Consider the following 15,457-nt stretch of genomic DNA (forward strand, 5'->3'; position numbering starts at 1 on the left):
GTCAGGCACGCCTAAAGCCGTTCGCATGCCATGAACACGCCGCTTTACCCGGCTCTCGTGCAACTTGCATGAGCGATACGGGACTAAGGAGTGCTCTCACAAGGAGCATTGCGCAGCAGACAACCGTATCGGCTGCCCTCGCACCACACCTCGCCTGCTGGAGATTTGATTACGATGGAAAACGCCGCGGAGAATCAGGGCCGTATCCTGTTGGTGGACGATGAATCCGCCATCCTGCGGACCTTCCGCTATTGTCTGGAAGACGAAGGCTACCAAGTGTCGACCGCCACATCGGCCGCTCAGGCCGAGGCGCTGGTCCACCGCCAGGTATTCGATCTGTGCTTCCTCGACCTGCGTCTCGGGGAAGACAGCGGCCTCGACGTGCTGCAGCAGATGCGCGTACAAGCGCCCTGGATGCGGGTCGTGATCGTAACGGCGCACTCGGCTGTCGATACTGCTGTAGATGCCATGCAGGCCGGCGCTGCGGACTACCTAGTGAAGCCCTGCAGCCCGGATCAGCTGCGCATGGCCGCGGCCAAGCAGCTGGAGGTGCGGCAGATGGCTGCACGGCTCGAAGCACTGGAAGGTCAGGTCACCAAACGTCGTGACATGCTGAGCTCGCATAGCCCGTCAATGATGGCCGTGCTGGAGACGGCGCGTCAGGTGGCCGATACCGACGCCAATATCCTGATCCTCGGTGAGTCCGGGACGGGCAAGGGCGAACTGGCCCGGGCCATTCACGGCTGGAGTCGTCGCTCGAAGAAGCCGCTCGTGACCATCAACTGCCCATCGCTTTCTGCGGACCTGATGGAAAGCGAGCTGTTTGGCCATAACCGTGGCGCATTCACGGGCGCGACCGAGAACACCCTCGGCCGAGTCAGCCAGGCAGACGGCGGTACGCTCTTTCTGGACGAGATCGGCGATTTTCCCATCGGTTTGCAGCCTAAATTGCTACGTTTCATTCAGGATAAGGAGTATGAGCGTATTGGCGACCCCGTCACCCGCCGCGCTGACGTGCGTATTCTGTCGGCGACGAACCTCGCGCTCGACGAGATGGTGCGCGAAGGCAACTTCCGGGAAGACCTGCTCTATCGCCTCAACGTCATCACCTTGAACCTCCCACCCCTTCGCGAGCGTCCAGAAGACATTCTGGACCTGGCGCAGCGGTTCCTGGCTCACTTCGTAAAGGATTACGCGCGTCCCGCTCGAGGCTTCAGCGCGGAAGCCGAGCGTGCACTCGCCACCTACCGTTGGCCAGGCAACGTCCGCGAGCTGCGTAACGTCATCGAGCGCGCCAGCATCATCTGCGCGAAGGAATGGGTGGAAATCAGCCATCTGGGGCTGGGCGAAGCCCCGTCCAACAATGCGCCTCGTGTAGGGGAAGCATTGAGCCTCGAGGAACTGGAACGTGCGCACATCGCAGCCGTCATGGCTTCGAGCGACACCCTGGACCAGGCAGCTCGAACACTGGGCATCGACGCCTCCACGCTTTACAGGAAACGTAAGCAGTACGGGCTATGAAACTCCCTAGAAAGCTGCCCATGAAGCTCAGGACGCGCCTCTTCCTGAGCATTTCCGCAGTGATCACGGTGGCGCTCTTCGGCCTGCTCATCGGCCTGGTGGGCATGCTGCAGATGGCCCGTACGCAGGAGAGTCTGCTGCAAAGCCACTATGGGGTAATCGAGAGCACACAACGCGTTCGCTACCTGGTGGGCAATCAGTTGGCGTCGCTGATCAACCGGCCTCAGGACCAGGAAGCGCTGCAGGAACAGCGGCGGGCAATCTACGACTACCTGGACAGTTCGATTCAGAGCACCACCGGTGAAGGGCGCGAGGCACTCGTCAGGGTTCGCAACGCCTATGACAGGCTGAGCGAGCGATTGGATGCCCCCGATGCGCAAGGGGCATTGCCCGGCCCTGACAGTCCAGGCTTTCCGGAGCTGTTCAGGGATGTGCGGGACCGGCTCACAGATACGCAGGAAAACGCACTCCAGCACATCCGCTCGCAAGGCATAGAGAGCCGTGAGCGCGCGACCCTGCTGTCCATCCTGCTAGGCACCGTGGGCCTGATGGTATTGGTGATTGGCTTCATCAGTGCCCACACCATGGCCCGTCGGTTCGTTGGACCAATTGAGAAGCTCGCCAAGGCGGCGGACCGTATTGGCCAAGGGGATTTCCAGGTCGTTTTACCGAAGTCGCCCATTGCCGAACTGTCATCGCTGAGCCGGCGCTTCGGCGTCATGGCCAGCGCTCTCCAACAATTCAACGAGACCAACGTCGCCGCGCTCAAGGGTGGCCAGCGCCGCTTGCAGGCCGTACTCGACTGCATTGATGACGGTCTCCTGATCATCGACCGCGACGGCAACCTCGAGCATGCCAATCCCGTCGCACAGCGCCAGCTGGCGTGGGAAACCGAGCATATCGGCGTGCGTCTGGGCGAGGCGCTTCACCATCCGGAACTGGACGAAGCTGTACAGCAAGTGCTGACCGACCAGACCAGGGAGGATCCGCAGGAGGACCTCGTGCTGGAGGTCGGGGGGGAACAGCGCTTGTTGGCTTGGCGCCTCATCCCGTTTGGCCAGCCGAGCGGCGAAGTCGAAGGCGCGGTCATGGTCCTCCGTGACGTCACTGATCAGCGTGCATTCGAGCGAGTCCGCAACGAATTCGTCCTGCGCGCTTCGCACGAGCTGCGCACCCCGGTCACGGGCATGCATATGGCGTTCGGGCTGCTTCGCGAGCGCGTTCATTTCCCGCCCAATGCACGGGAGCAGGATCTCATCGAGACGGTCGACGAAGAGATGCGTCGCCTCGTCAGGCTCATCAATGACCTGCTGAATTTCTCCCGCTATCAGACCGGCCAGCAAAAACTCGAGCTTTCAGCCTGCAATCCACTCGAACTGCTTCAGGACGCACGTGCACGCTTCGAGGCGGCTGCCGGCGAGCGCGGCACGTCGCTACAGCTGGAGGTGGAGGAAGGCCTGCCCATGCTGAACCTCGACCGGACGCAGATGGAGCGCGTGCTGGACAACTTGCTGACCAATGCCCTGCGGCATACGCCCGAGGGCGGACGGATCTGCCTGCAGGCTCGTCGCCATGGGGATCGGGTCATCATCAGCGTCGAAGACAGCGGCGAAGGGATTCCCTATAGCCAGCAGGCACGGATCTTCGAGCCTTTCGTCCAGGTTGGCCGCAAGAAAGGCGGCGCTGGCCTGGGCCTGGCGCTGTGCAAGGAGATCACCCGGCTGCACGGCGGTCGGATTGGTATCCACTCCCGCGTAGAGCACGGCACCATCATCTACATGGCGCTGCCCATCTAACCGACGCCGCCATGCCCGCTGGTGGGCCTGTTCACAACAGGCCCACCGTCATGTCAGCGCTTCGTGTTGTTCAGTACCCAAAGCATCGCGGCGGTTTCGGCATCCGCCTGCCCGTCGTAACGAGCTGGGCGGAAGCGCATCTGGAATGCGGCAATCACGTTTTTCGTCGCCTCGTCGAATTGCCCGTTACGCGGGACCTCATACCCGAACTGTGCAAGCTGCGTCTGGAACCAGCCGACATCCGGCACTTGGCGCTCATAAACGGCTTGTGCACGCGCCACGCTGGCGGCGTCTGGCCACAGCACCAGCCCTGCATCGGCCAGGCGCTTCCAGGGGAACGCGGCGCCCGGGTCCACCTTGCGCTGCGGGGCGATGTCGCTATGGCCAACGACGGCCTCCGGGCCGAGCCCCTGGCGCTGCATGATGTCCTTGAGCAGCAGGATCAATTGATCGATCTGCTCGTCCGAGAATGCATAGAAGGTGCGGTTGCCGGCGGCATCGACCGTGTAGCCCGGGTTCACCATTTCGATCCCGATCGAGCTCGAATTGAGCCAGGTGCGGCCCTTCCAGCTGCTTTGCCCGGCATGCCAGGCGCGGCGGTTCTCATCAATTAGGCGGTAGATTCTCGCCGGGTCCCGATCGATCAGATAGTGCGCGCTCACCTCGCCCTCGGTCAGCAAGTAGAGCGAGTTCTCGAAGTCGGTGCCGGTGTAATGGAGGACGATGACCTGTGAGCGGCTGTCATGATTCTTCGATGGGTGATCGGAGTCGACCTTGAGCCCCGCGCTGCAACCGGCGAGTACCGCGACAAAGCCAAATAGTGAAAGGATTCGGAACATGGGGATCGGGGGTCTCCGCAGGTGAATGGCGAACGTGACCTTGAAGGTTTACCGCAATGCGTGACGCTTCGCCAACGTGCAGCCGCCGGACAAGGGCGCACCTACGATACAGATTCTTACGGCAGGCAGGCGAGCCGCTCGGGTGCGCATTTGGCAACCGGCGATGTACATGGCCGTTCATCGGCTGACGCGAATCAGTTCACATTCTGTTGCTCTATATCCCCACGGGCCTTGTTTGCGCGGCATTTCTGCTGCCTGGCCAATAAGACAAGAATGAGGACTGCCATGCGGACGTTGCTCTGGTTCAAGCAGGACCTCCGGCTCGATGACCACCTTGCGGTCCGTCACGCCGCCGAGTCCAGATGTGCATTGCCACTGTATGTCCTCGATACGAGGCTGCTGAACCTCGCCAAGTCGGACAGCCATCGCATCGGTGTCCACCGGGCGCGCTTCCTCATGGAAGGCCTCGCTGCGCTGGATGGTGAGCTTCGTCAGCGCGGTTCTCGGTTGCTGGTGCTGGCCGGTGATCCCGAAGTCCTGATTCCCCAGCTCGTTTCACAACTGGCGCTGACCGAAGTCGTGACGCTCGAGGAGCATGCTCCTTCAGAAAAGGCTCGGGTGGACCGGCTGCGTGCCAAGCTGGGTGCGGCTGAGCTGAGGCTCTACCCGGCCAGTACCCTTGGCCTGCTTGATGGCGGTCCCGATCGCGAGACCCCGGCCCTATCGTCGTTCAGCCGCTTCGTCGCTGAAGTGGACCGCCTGCAGCCGACCTTCCAGCCGCTTGCAGCCCCCACAGAGATGCCTCCGCTGCCTGCACGCAGCCACGACCTTTTCGAACCCTTACCCACGCTCTCCCAGCTCGGCGTCGGCGAGCCACTTGCGTTCGCAAACAGCGCGTTCCCCTTCTCCGGCGGCGAGCCGGCTGCTCGAGCGCACTTGCACGACTACCTGTGGAAAACGGGGAATGTACGGCGCTACGAGGATGAGCATGAACTCATGCTTGGCGTCGAAAGCTCATCGAAACTTGCGCCCTGGCTGGCGCAGGGCAGCCTGTCGCCCCGCCGCGTCGCGGCGGAACTACGCCGCTACGAAGCCCAGGCAGGAGCGGATCCGTCGACCCGTTTGCTTTGGCGCAGCCTTCTCTGGCGTGAGTTCTTTGCATGGACGCTGCGACGCCATGGCGAGGCGCTCTTCCAGACCCGTGGTTTGAAAGCGACACGAAACGCCCCACGTGGTAATGATCAGCGGTTCGTGAACTGGTGCGAGGGCAGGACCGGCGTCCCCCTCGTCGACGCATGCATGCGCGAGCTGGCGTCGACCGGCTACCTCTCTCACGTGGCACGACGGATCGTCGCCAGTTACCTTGTTCGCCATCTCGAGCAGGATTGGCGACTTGGCGCCGAATGGTTCGAAGAGCACCTTCTGGACTACGAACCAGCCAGTAACTGGGGCAATTGGGCATTCATTGCGGCGGCCGCCATCGACCCACAACGGGCCCCGAGCTTCAATGTCATGCGTCAGGCGCGTCGCCACGATCCTCAGGCGGAGTATGTCGCGCGCTGGCTGCCTGAGTTGCAGAGCGTTCCGGCCGAGCTGCGTCATGTGCCGTTCCTGCTGAACGACACTCAGCGTGAATCGCTTCGTTATCCGTATCTTCAGGACATCCCGGCGGACTGGCATCCCTTCATGCCAACAGCGGCCTAAGCGCGCTCTACGCGGTTACGGCCGCTGCGCTTGGCCTGATACAGCGCCTGATCGGCGCGCTCGAAGGCCGCCTCTACGGTGTCCTCGCCTTCCAGCCAGGTGATTCCGGATGAGAAGGTAATGCTGACTGGCTGCCCCTTGAAATGGAAGGGGCAGCGCGCAACCTGCTCCCGCAGGCTATCAAGCAGCCGATGCCCTGCATCGATTGTCGTGGCCGGTAACAGCACGGCAAACTCCTCTCCGCCGAATCGAGCGATGAAATCCGTCTTGCGGAGTCGCTTCTGCAACTCTTGCGCGATGATCTTAAGGACCTTGTCACCCGCCAGGTGACCGAAATCATCGTTGATACGCTTGAAGTGGTCGACATCCAGTACCGCAACCAGTAAATCGCCGCCGTAGCGTTGCCAGCGCGCCTCTTCGAGCTCGGCCCGCTCGGTCCACGCCGCTCGGTTCGGAAGGCCCGTCAATGCATCGGTCAGGGCCTTGAGCCGTTGTTCTTCGAGATGGAGATGAACCGTCCTGGCTTCCTGCTCCATCGCCGAAACCCGCGCCATGAGGGTCTGCAGCCGTTCGCCAATCTCCTGCTCACGCTGATGGTTGCGCTGCTGGAATGTGTTCATGGTACCGAGAAGACCGTCCAGACGACTGTCCACGGTTCGCTTGAGTGACTCGAGATCGCTTGCTTGCTGAACGCTGGCCTGAAGATCGCTGACCTGCTCGCGCAGTTCGTCGTCCAGCGCGCGTGCGTCGCTGATGGACGCGCTGTAGTCCGTCTGTGTCTGGTTCAGGCCGCCCATGAACGTGGCCAGTCGCTCGTTCAGTTCGGCCAGATAGCGGGCGAATGCGTGATCGTTGTCGCCACTGACCGCCAGCACCAGGACGCCAAGGTCGTCGAGCAAGGGCACCAGCTCATACCAGTTGAGCCCGCCGCTTACTCGCGTTCGCAGCGACTCGGCCTGAGGCTTGAACTGCTCGGGCAGCGACAGCTCGTCCAACAGGCGCGTCAAGCTGGCCGCGATATGCGGCGCAACGGCGCTGTACCCCGGCTCGGGTGGCTGCGGCAGTCCGTAGGCAGGGTCGCCGGCGAGCTCGCTCGCTGCCTCTGGTGTAGGCGTCGCGGGCTTCTCGGCCACATCCACAGGGTCTACATTGTCAGCAGGTATCGCGCTCAGCACGGGTGGGTCGATCGGATCAGCAGAAGACACGCTCGGCTGAACAGCGTCCGCGGCCCCCTGACGCCCCGTATCGCTTGCTGTTGGTTGGGGCACAGGCGCCATGCCGGGCGCATTGTCTCCCGAGGGAGGCTCAGGCGGCGTAGCCGTATCGGCGGTGCCGAACAGCCGCTGCAGCAGCCCCGGGCGCGGGCCCACCTCACTCCTGACCCTGTCGAGCGCCTGCGCCTGAAGTCGGGCCAGCTCCGCAAGCAGTGCCGGCAATTCACTGCCCTGAACATCCTCGCGGCTTACCCGACGTGAAAACGACTTCAGGGGCTTGCTGACGTCGCGTGGCAGTTCGAGCGTCTGGAGCTGGCTTGCAATGGCCGTCAACGACTGCGCGACCATTTCCCCGCGCTGCTCACGGCGCTGCTCGGAGTCCAGTACCGCTTTCTCCAGGCGTGGAATGAGCGACGACAGCGCGGCGTCCATGCTTTCACTGCGCATGACGTTGCGCAGCTCCTTCATGCACTGGTCGACGGCCTTGTCGCTGCCTTCTGCCGCCAGACTGCTGCGTACGAGACCTCTTCGCAGCAAGTCCAACCGTGTTTCCCAGCGCTGCTCGATCCGCTCCTGCTGCTCGAGGCTCTCCAGATACTTCGTTTTCCAGCGCTGTTCTTCGCTCATGGCGTTCCCGCTACGCGGTGGTGACAGGGAGACTATCGTTGGCCCGCGGTCCATCCGGCAGGCGGATCTCGACAGCGACAGGGAGGTGATCTGAAATGGGCAGGGGAAGGACACCTACCTTGCCCAACGTGAGACCTGGGCTGATGAGGATGTGGTCGAGACAGCGCTGCGGGCGCCAGCTTGGGAATGTCGCTTGCGCTTGCGGTGCCAGCAGGCCCAGGTCGCGCAGCGGCGAGCGCTCCAGCAGATCGTTGGCATGGGTATTCATGTCCCCCATGAGGACCTGATGTCGGTAGCCACCGATCAGCTCACGGACGTACCCCAGCTGCAACGCACGCGTTTTGGCGCCCAGCGCCAGGTGCATCATCACCACCGCCACCGCATCGTCGCCTTCGCCGAAGCGCATGAGGATTGCACCGCGGCCCGGCGGGCCCGGGAGCGGATGATCCTCGAGTGCGGTTGGCTTCAGCCGACTCAACAGTCCATTGCTGTGCTGGGCGAACTTGCCCAGGTTGCGATTGAGTTGTTGATACCAATACGGAAAGGCGCCCAGCCGAGCAAGGTGCTCGACCTGATTGACATAGCTCGAACGCAGGCTGCCGCCATCGGCCTCCTGCAGTGCGACCACATCGTAGCCGGCGAGCAGTTGCCCGATCCGCTGCAGATTGTTTTTTCGACCGCTGTGGGGCAGCAGGTGCTGCCAGCCACGGGTCAGGTAATGGTGATACCCCAGGGTGCTGTTACCCACCTGAATGTTGAAGCTCAGCAGCCTCAACATCCCATCGGCCGGCAGGCCGTTATCGGTGCAGCTCGGATTGATGCGCGGGTCGCAACTGATGGCGACTCGCCTCTCGGTGCTCCATTTACGCAACATATCCATCGCCCCGCTTCACTTCGCGGCGCGCTCCTTCTCGATCAGTTGGTCGGCCACCTTCAGCGCACCTTCGGGCCCGCCTGCAGTGCCCAGGTCGAACAGGTATTTGCCATTGACGATCATGGCCGGGACACCCTGAATGCCATACGCCTCGATGAGTTTCCTGTCCTTCTCGATACGGCTTTTGACACCAAAGGAGTTGTAGGTTTTCAGGAACGCATCGCGATCGACACCCTGGCCAGCTAGGAAATTGGCCATTTCATCAGGCGTTGCCAGCTTCTTGCGTTCATTGTGAATGGCATTGAAGACTGCCGTATGGACTTTATGCTCCACACCCATGGCTTCGAGCGCTACGAACATCTGGCCATGCACGTCCCAGATACCGCCGAACAGGGCCGGGACACGAACGAACTTCACATCCTCTGGAAGCTTGTCGGCCCAAGGATTGATGGTGGGTTCGAAAGCGAAGCAATGCGGGCATCCGTACCAGAAGACCTCGACGACCTCAATCTTGCTGGGCTCGGACACGGGTACTGGGTTGCTCAGCTCGGTATATTCCTTGCCGGCCTGGATGTCCGCGGCAATCGCGGGCACACCAACGAGGCTCAGGCTGGCGAATACCGCACCGAAAAGCAGATTACGCATTGGGGTCTCCTGTTCAAGGGGTCCGCAGCCACAGGCTTGCGGGGTCGCGTTTCATTGTAGCGAGGCCGTGACAAGTGCAGAGCGAGTTTACAAACCTTTTAGGTTTTGACGCAGGCAACGGCATGAGTGGCCAATCGGCGACGACGAGTGACCGAAGCTTCCATCGCCACCCGTATAATGGCTGCCATTTGTCCAACCGGAGCGGAACCGGACCACATGTCATTCAAGAATCCGATCATCGGACTGTGCCAGCAGGCCTCATTCCTCATCAGCGCGGCGAAGGTCGACCAATGCCCCGAAGACGAGGGTTATGAAGTCGCATTCGCCGGTCGCTCCAACGCGGGCAAATCCAGCGCACTCAACACGCTGACGCATGCCAACCTCGCACGTACTTCAAAGACGCCGGGGCGCACGCAATTGCTCAATTTCTTTCGTCTGGATGACGAACGCAGGCTTGTCGACCTGCCGGGCTACGGTTATGCGAAAGTGCCGATTCCCCTGAAGCAGCATTGGCAAAACCACCTCGAAGCCTACCTGGGTAGCCGGCGAAGCCTGGTCGGCGTCGTGCTGATGATGGACATTCGTCATCCGCTGACCGAGTTCGATCGCATGATGCTCGACTGGGCGCAGGCAGGCCGTATGCCCTTGCACGTGTTGCTCACCAAAGCAGACAAGCTCGCCTACGGCGCGGCCAAGAACGCGGCCCTCAAGGTGCAGAAGGAAGTGCGTGAAAGCTGGGGGGACGTGGCCAGCGTACAACTGTTCTCTGCGCCGAAGCGTCTGGGCATCGAGGAAGCACAGGCCGTGCTGGCGCGCTGGATGGGGCTTCAGCCGGAAGCCTGACTTTTTCAGCAGGCAAAAAAAACCCCGAGCATCGTATGGGGAGGGGGGAGGCTCGGGGTTCAACTCCGGACCGCTAGGGCGGGGTCCAGATATCTGCCAACACTAAACACAGCAAAAGGAGCATCGAAAGGCTTGTCAGCCATTCCCTGTTTCTGACGGATCATCCAATAAAAAGTTCATCGGTTTTTTTACCGTCTTGCCCGAATAGAATCTGTGCAACCGAAGCGGTGACATCACGCTCATTCCGATCGCCGCCACCCAAGGCATCCGACGGACGGTAGCCTCCAGCGTGACTTAGCCTTTCCATGTAGTGCCGGTTCCTACTATGGCAGGTGGGACCTCAGCGCCGGCAATTCGAAAGATTCGTCTCCCATGGCTGACAGCCAATTCCTACCCTGTCATATCCAGTGGCGATTTGACTGCATTCTGTTATGTGGCACGTCTAGCATGGGCCATGAGCACCTGTTCTCATTCTTGAGAAAGACACAACTTTGTCGGAACCGTATCGCTGAGGATGGGTCGCTGTGGATGTCCATTCTCGGCCCACGCACAGGAGATCTTCATGATTCGAACGAAACGCCTCGGCCTCGGCCTTGGCTTGAGCCTGTTGCTGGCGGCTGCGGCCTCTGCACAGGAAGCGCCGCCAGAGCTGATCAGTATCAATGTCGCCGGAGCGGGCTTCGCCGGCCACGTGCTGCCGGGCAAGGAAGGCACGAATTACTTCTTCCCCAAGGACGGCTACTTCCAGAAGTGGGCAGACAAAGGCATCAAGACCGTCCGCTTCTCATTCAAATGGGAGCGACTCCAGCCCAAGGCAATGGGTGAATTCGATCAGGAGTATGCTGCACATATCGACAAGGCCATCAACCAGGCCGGCAGCGCCGGTATCAAGGTGCTGCTCGATATCCACAACTACGGGCGCTACTACGGTGATATCGTCGGCCGCGAAGTGCCGATCGATGCCTACCGCAACCTAATGGAGCGCATCGCACTGCGCTGGGGCAACAACCCGGCTGTCTACGCTTACGACCTTATGAACGAACCTTACGGCGATGCCGAAAAGTACTGGTTCGACATGGCCCAGGCGGGCATCGATGGCATTCGTCGCTATGACAAGCGCAACACGCTCTATATCGAGGGGCGCCGCTGGTCCTCGTCGTACCATTGGCCGAAATACAACGACGATCTGCTGGACCTGAAAGACCCGTCGAACAACATCGTCTATTCGGCGCACATGTATGTCGACAAGAACGCTTCCGGGCTCTACAAGGACAAGATCGGCACCAACGGTTTCGATCCGGATCCAATGGTCGGCGTCCAGCGCGTGAAGCCCTTCGTCGAATGGCTCGCCAAGCACGGCCAACGCGGCCACATCGGTGAATTCGGCGTGCCGTACGACGATCCGCGCTGGCTCGAAATCATGGACAACACACTCGCCTATCTTCAGAAGAACTGCATACCCCTGAGCTATTGGGCCGCAGGCAGTTACTGGGGCCGTAATTACCCCATGTCAGTCGAACCACAGGATGGCAAGGATCGACCACAGTGGAGCGTCCTGAAGAAATACCTCGGTACTGGCGGATGCTCGGCGATCGGCCCGAAAAGCGACGTCAGCGACAGCGGGCAGACCCCCAAACCAGAACTTGGTGGTAACAAGCCGGCCGGCCCGGTAAATCCAGTCAACCCGGTCAATACCGCACCAAGCACGCCGATGCCAACGCCGACACCGACGCCAACGAACACTACACCGGTAGCGGTTCTGCCGAGCCCGGCACCGGCCGCGCCGAGCACGCCAAGTACGCCGAGCACATCCCCCGACACGGGAGCGACGCCTGCCATCGCACCTGTCAGTAACCAGCCGGCTTCGGCGGGCACCGCCTCGGATCGCCCGGCGACTCGCGCAGAGCGCAACAGTAATGGCCCCCAGTGGGTCGGCAAGCAGGAGTGGGCTGGCAAGGAGACTCCGGCGTACCAGACCATCGGCGCGCAGTAATCAATAGGGGCGCCGCAATGGCGCCCCTGTTATTTCCGGGAATGTGCCATCTTCCGACCCATCATCTCTCGATCGCCTCCGGTCTCCCGCCTGCACGAACCCTACGTTAAGGCTTATGATCCAGACGCAACGGCTGGTTGCTGCCAGACGTGCCGTGCTCGACGCTTCGAGCGTCGCAACATGACGAAATCACGACAATGCCGTGCGTGCGGTGCGTTCGGAAACCTAAGTCCGGCGCAAACGTCTGCTCCAGAGTCTTATTCAGCTCGCGTAAGCGAACTGGCCCAGGCTCATGAGCGAGACGGCCGTGCAGTCGAACATTTCGCGCCGACCCAGAACGGGCTGTTTGGACCGGTGGACACACGTTCGCAGGTCACGCCCCCCTTCACGAGGAATGATCATGCCTGGTAATCAGCCGACTCCCGAGGAACTCGCCAAGATGCAAACAGAGACCGCCGAAGAGGCGATGCAGATCATCGTCGACGGCTTCCTGAAGTTTCAGCACGAAGTCTTTCCCGAGCAGGAAGCGCTCTTCAAGCGACTTGCCGGCGCTCAGACTCCACGCGCCATGTTCATCACCTGTGCCGATTCGCGCATCGTGCCCGAACTCATCACACAGAGCTCGCCAGGCGACCTGTTCGTCACGCGCAACGTCGGTAACGTCGTACCTCCCTATGGCCAGATGAACGGCGGCGTATCGACCGCGATCGAGTACGCGGTAACCGCACTGGGCGTGAAGCACGTCATCATCTGCGGCCACTCCGACTGTGGTGCCATGAAGGCTGTTTTGAATCCGGCATCCCTGGAGCGGATGCCAACGGTCAAGGCCTGGTTGCGCCATGCCGAAGTGGCCAAGACCGTCGTCGCCGACAACTGCCCGACCTGCAACAACAGCCATGAAACGCTGAGCGTGCTGACCGAGGAAAACGTGGTTGCCCAGCTCGATCACCTTCGCACGCACCCTTCGGTCGCGTCTCGCATCGCCAGTGGTCAGCTGTTCATCCACGGCTGGGTCTACGACATCGAGAGCAGCCAGATCAAGGCGTACGACGCCGAGAAGGGTGAGTTCCGCCCTATCGATGGCAAGCAGCCGCTGCCGATGGCTACGCCCCGCCCCCGCTATACCCAGCTCTGAAACACCTGCAACATCCGGGAGGCGGCTCATTGGCCGCCTCCAACCTCGCGTCGAATCCCCGCCGATGTCGAGGCCCGGCTTGATAAACGAAACGCCTCACTGCTGATACCACCCCGGACCTTACATCTCGTCTGTATCAGCAAAGCACCGCGCCGGCACGCTGATCTTCAGCATCACGGTATATCCAGCTTTGAGCACCCGCGACTCGCCGCCTAGCGCTCGGCATGAACCTCGGGGCGCTCCGGGGACCCCAACAGGAAAGCACTCGCAGAGAGGGGTTTCGCGTGGATTTCATTGACTGGCTGCAGTGGCCAGCCATGCTGGCGACCGTCATCGCGGCGTGGCTCGTCGGCTCATTACGAAAAGGGCGCCGATTGGCCGGCTTTTACTGCTTCCTGTTTAGCAATGTGCTGTGGGTGATCTGGGGTTGGCATGCCAGTGCCTGGGCATTGATCGTCCTGCAGATCTGCCTCGCGGGCCTGAACATCCGTGGGGTCTTGAAGAACGATGAGCCAGCTGCCGGAGGCGAACACTCGGCGATGGATACGCGACATGGGGCGTGACAACACGCCCCATGCAGCGACTTCCGGCATGGTTTACGCTTGCATGCCGTACCGTCTCGACGTGTCCTGCCTGCAGAACGGAACCTCATGAGCCGCACCCAGAAGTTGCTTTTTCCCCTGATCGCCCTTCTTCTTGTACTGATGGGCGCCGTCCTTTACCAGGTCCTGTCTGGAAACGACGCCGATGAGCGCTCGTCATTGCTCGAGGCCGGCATTGTGTTATTGCCTCAGCCACGCGATCTGCCTGCAATGGAAATGATTGATCAGGATGAACGTCCGGTTGCCCTAAATGAGCTGAAGGGGCAATGGAGCCTGCTGTTTTTCGGCTATACGTTCTGCCCGGATATCTGTCCGACGACGCTGGCGGAATTAAGGCAACTCGACGAGCGCTTGCCAGCCGATGTGAAGGATCGCCTTCAGATGGTTCTGGTGACGGTCGACCCCGAGCGGGACACGCCCCAGCAATTGAAAGAGTACCTGGCTTACTTCAGCCCCGACTTCGTTGGGCTGAACGGCTCGATGGAGCAAATAACTGCGCTCGCATCGCGAGTGAGTATCCCCTTCATCCCGCCAGATACGTCAAAACCGGGCTACACCGTTGACCACAGCGGCAACCTGGTGGTCATCGGACCGGATGGTACTCAGCGCGGATTCATACGCTCGCCACTCGACGTCGACAAGCTCACGGAGCAGCTTCCACGTCTGATGGCTCAGTAGCCGTGCAGGCCAATTTGCAGCCCGCCTTGTTAATCGGGCTGCCAACTACGTATCAGCCGCGCTGATAAACGATTACCCGCTGGCCACCGTCGCAGCTCCCGACAACCTGCAAGCCGGACTCGCCGCCTTTTTCAACGATCTCCAGCGTGTATTGCGTCACACCGTTGGCCTGGATCTTCGCTTCAATTTCGTCCTTGAGTTCCTCGCACGGCTTGACTTGGGCCAGGCTGGTCATTGCGAAGCCCATCAGGGCAACTGCCATAAACACCTTTTTCATCGCTGACACTCCCTCGTTTGGCACGACAAAGGGGCGACGACTGCCGCCCCGGTTCTGACAACCTGCTATCAGCTGTTGGCGATACGGAAACCAACTTTCAGGGTCACCTGGTAATGGGCAACCGCACCATTCTCGATATGGCCGCGAAGCTCACCCACCTCGAACCATTCCATGATCTCGATGCTCTTTGACGCCTCCGCGAGCGCGTTATTGATGGCGTCCTCGATGCTGGTAGTGGAAGAACCGACCAGTTCCACTTTCTTGTACGTGTGATGATCTGACATGCACATCTCCCCATCGTGACGACCGCCCTATGCGGCCTCTCATGACATTGAGGCCGTCCATGCGCAACGGAAGTTCAGCGTGACGCGCCTATCTCATTCGTTGCTCTGCTTGAGCATTGCCAGGGAGGTAGGCGAGACGGCAGCGAGGTCGGCCTCGAGCGAACGGATCAGACCGCGCAACTGCGGCATGGTGGGATTATGCGGGCAGCGCAGCCCACGGACAGCAATCAGGGTTTCGCCACTCACCGGGTCACTGAGTTCGGCCTGGAACGCACCCGCACCGTCCTTGCGAACGTCCAGTCGAAACGGCTCGAAATAAATATTCAATAATTCACACGCGCGCGGAAAATCCATTGCCTTCGGCCTCCCCCTTCCAACAGGCTCGATTCATTGTCGACCAACACGCGAACTGCACAGGCGGACCG

15 protein-coding genes are annotated in these 15,457 nt (G+C 61.0%); 8 read left to right on the top strand and 7 right to left on the bottom strand.

Features of this window, described 5'->3' with window-relative positions:
- The first annotated feature begins 174 nt into the window (after positions 1–174).
- Positions 175–1,521: a sigma-54-dependent response regulator transcription factor AlgB gene (algB, locus tag ACY8D3_RS18455; RefSeq protein WP_462380277.1), complete on the top strand. Its 1,347-nt coding sequence runs from the start codon at positions 175–177 to the stop codon at positions 1,519–1,521.
- Complete coding sequence (locus ACY8D3_RS18460) at positions 1,518–3,317, top strand: ATP-binding protein (RefSeq protein ID WP_462380278.1); 1,800 nt, start codon at positions 1,518–1,520, stop codon at positions 3,315–3,317. Before algB ends, ACY8D3_RS18460 begins: the two co-directional genes overlap by 4 nt.
- A gap of 53 nt (positions 3,318–3,370) precedes the next feature.
- Here the strand turns inward: ACY8D3_RS18460 and ACY8D3_RS18465 are convergent, their stop codons facing one another.
- Positions 3,371–4,156, bottom strand: a complete 786-nt coding sequence (locus tag ACY8D3_RS18465; protein ID WP_462380279.1) for an N-acetylmuramoyl-L-alanine amidase — start codon at positions 4,154–4,156, stop codon at positions 3,371–3,373.
- Between the two features lie 285 nt (positions 4,157–4,441).
- Between ACY8D3_RS18465 and ACY8D3_RS18470 the strand changes: the two genes are divergently transcribed.
- On the top strand, positions 4,442–5,860 hold the full coding sequence (locus ACY8D3_RS18470) for a DASH family cryptochrome (RefSeq protein ID WP_462380280.1): 1,419 nt from the start codon (positions 4,442–4,444) through the stop codon (positions 5,858–5,860).
- Here ACY8D3_RS18470 and ACY8D3_RS18475 read toward each other — a convergent pair.
- From ACY8D3_RS18475 to ACY8D3_RS18485, 3 genes are read right to left on the bottom strand one after another with little or no spacing between them, the layout of a single operon-like run.
- Positions 5,857–7,701: a GGDEF domain-containing protein gene (locus ACY8D3_RS18475; RefSeq protein ID WP_462380281.1), complete on the bottom strand. Its 1,845-nt coding sequence runs from the start codon at positions 7,699–7,701 to the stop codon at positions 5,857–5,859. The two genes, ACY8D3_RS18470 and ACY8D3_RS18475, sit on opposite strands and share 4 nt — an antisense overlap.
- Positions 7,702–7,711: 10 nt before the next feature.
- Positions 7,712–8,575, bottom strand: coding sequence for an endonuclease/exonuclease/phosphatase family protein (locus ACY8D3_RS18480; protein ID WP_462380282.1), 864 nt, complete (start codon positions 8,573–8,575; stop codon positions 7,712–7,714).
- A 15-nt stretch (positions 8,576–8,590) separates the two neighbouring features.
- Entirely contained in the window at positions 8,591–9,220 is a 630-nt protein-coding gene (locus ACY8D3_RS18485) for a thiol:disulfide interchange protein DsbA/DsbL (RefSeq protein WP_462380283.1), read from the bottom strand.
- A gap of 216 nt (positions 9,221–9,436) precedes the next feature.
- On the opposite strand from ACY8D3_RS18485, the gene yihA reads away from it, so the two are divergent.
- From yihA to ACY8D3_RS18510, 5 genes are all read left to right on the top strand, one after another.
- Positions 9,437–10,063, top strand: coding sequence for a ribosome biogenesis GTP-binding protein YihA/YsxC (gene yihA / locus ACY8D3_RS18490; protein WP_462380284.1), 627 nt, complete (start codon positions 9,437–9,439; stop codon positions 10,061–10,063).
- Positions 10,064–10,625: 562 nt separating this feature from the next.
- Positions 10,626–12,056, top strand: a complete 1,431-nt coding sequence (locus ACY8D3_RS18495) for a glycoside hydrolase family 5 protein (RefSeq protein WP_462380285.1) — start codon at positions 10,626–10,628, stop codon at positions 12,054–12,056.
- A 439-nt stretch (positions 12,057–12,495) separates the two neighbouring features.
- Positions 12,496–13,191 carry a carbonic anhydrase gene (locus tag ACY8D3_RS18500; protein ID WP_462384442.1) on the top strand — a complete coding sequence of 232 codons (696 nt, stop codon included), beginning with the start codon at positions 12,496–12,498 and terminating at the stop codon, positions 13,189–13,191.
- Between the two features lie 317 nt (positions 13,192–13,508).
- A complete protein-coding gene (locus ACY8D3_RS18505; RefSeq protein WP_462384444.1) occupies positions 13,509–13,754 on the top strand; it encodes a hypothetical protein in 246 nt (81 codons plus the stop codon).
- 87 nt (positions 13,755–13,841) lie between these two features.
- Complete coding sequence (locus ACY8D3_RS18510) at positions 13,842–14,471, top strand: SCO family protein (RefSeq protein ID WP_462380286.1); 630 nt, start codon at positions 13,842–13,844, stop codon at positions 14,469–14,471.
- Positions 14,472–14,523: 52 nt separating this feature from the next.
- Here the strand turns inward: ACY8D3_RS18510 and ACY8D3_RS18515 are convergent, their stop codons facing one another.
- The 3 genes from ACY8D3_RS18515 to ACY8D3_RS18525 all read right to left on the bottom strand — a co-directional run bounded on the left by ACY8D3_RS18515 (position 14,524) and on the right by ACY8D3_RS18525 (position 15,386).
- Entirely contained in the window at positions 14,524–14,748 is a 225-nt protein-coding gene (locus tag ACY8D3_RS18515) for a DUF1161 domain-containing protein (protein WP_462380287.1), read from the bottom strand.
- A 68-nt stretch (positions 14,749–14,816) separates the two neighbouring features.
- Complete coding sequence (locus tag ACY8D3_RS18520) at positions 14,817–15,032, bottom strand: dodecin (protein WP_462380288.1); 216 nt, start codon at positions 15,030–15,032, stop codon at positions 14,817–14,819.
- Between the two features lie 93 nt (positions 15,033–15,125).
- Positions 15,126–15,386 carry a DUF1652 domain-containing protein gene (locus tag ACY8D3_RS18525; protein ID WP_462380289.1) on the bottom strand — a complete coding sequence of 87 codons (261 nt, stop codon included), beginning with the start codon at positions 15,384–15,386 and terminating at the stop codon, positions 15,126–15,128.
- Between the last annotated feature and the right edge of the window lie 71 nt (positions 15,387–15,457).

Source organism: Pseudomonas sp. Marseille-QA0892, from assembly GCF_054950135.1.

Coding starts and splice junctions, on each gene's coding strand:
- algB (WP_462380277.1), top strand. CDS start 175: ATGGAAAACGCCGCGGAGAATCAGGGCCGTATCCTGTTGGTGGACGAT.
- ACY8D3_RS18460 (WP_462380278.1), top strand. CDS start 1,518: ATGAAACTCCCTAGAAAGCTGCCCATGAAGCTCAGGACGCGCCTCTTC.
- ACY8D3_RS18520 (WP_462380288.1), bottom strand. CDS start 15,032: ATGTCAGATCATCACACGTACAAGAAAGTGGAACTGGTCGGTTCTTCC.
- ACY8D3_RS18515 (WP_462380287.1), bottom strand. CDS start 14,748: ATGAAAAAGGTGTTTATGGCAGTTGCCCTGATGGGCTTCGCAATGACC.
- ACY8D3_RS18505 (WP_462384444.1), top strand. CDS start 13,509: ATGCTGGCGACCGTCATCGCGGCGTGGCTCGTCGGCTCATTACGAAAA.
- ACY8D3_RS18480 (WP_462380282.1), bottom strand. CDS start 8,575: ATGTTGCGTAAATGGAGCACCGAGAGGCGAGTCGCCATCAGTTGCGAC.
- ACY8D3_RS18525 (WP_462380289.1), bottom strand. CDS start 15,386: ATGGATTTTCCGCGCGCGTGTGAATTATTGAATATTTATTTCGAGCCG.
- ACY8D3_RS18500 (WP_462384442.1), top strand. CDS start 12,496: ATGCAAACAGAGACCGCCGAAGAGGCGATGCAGATCATCGTCGACGGC.
- yihA (WP_462380284.1), top strand. CDS start 9,437: ATGTCATTCAAGAATCCGATCATCGGACTGTGCCAGCAGGCCTCATTC.
- ACY8D3_RS18495 (WP_462380285.1), top strand. CDS start 10,626: ATGATTCGAACGAAACGCCTCGGCCTCGGCCTTGGCTTGAGCCTGTTG.
- ACY8D3_RS18470 (WP_462380280.1), top strand. CDS start 4,442: ATGCGGACGTTGCTCTGGTTCAAGCAGGACCTCCGGCTCGATGACCAC.
- ACY8D3_RS18475 (WP_462380281.1), bottom strand. CDS start 7,701: ATGAGCGAAGAACAGCGCTGGAAAACGAAGTATCTGGAGAGCCTCGAG.
- ACY8D3_RS18510 (WP_462380286.1), top strand. CDS start 13,842: ATGAGCCGCACCCAGAAGTTGCTTTTTCCCCTGATCGCCCTTCTTCTT.
- ACY8D3_RS18465 (WP_462380279.1), bottom strand. CDS start 4,156: ATGTTCCGAATCCTTTCACTATTTGGCTTTGTCGCGGTACTCGCCGGT.
- ACY8D3_RS18485 (WP_462380283.1), bottom strand. CDS start 9,220: ATGCGTAATCTGCTTTTCGGTGCGGTATTCGCCAGCCTGAGCCTCGTT.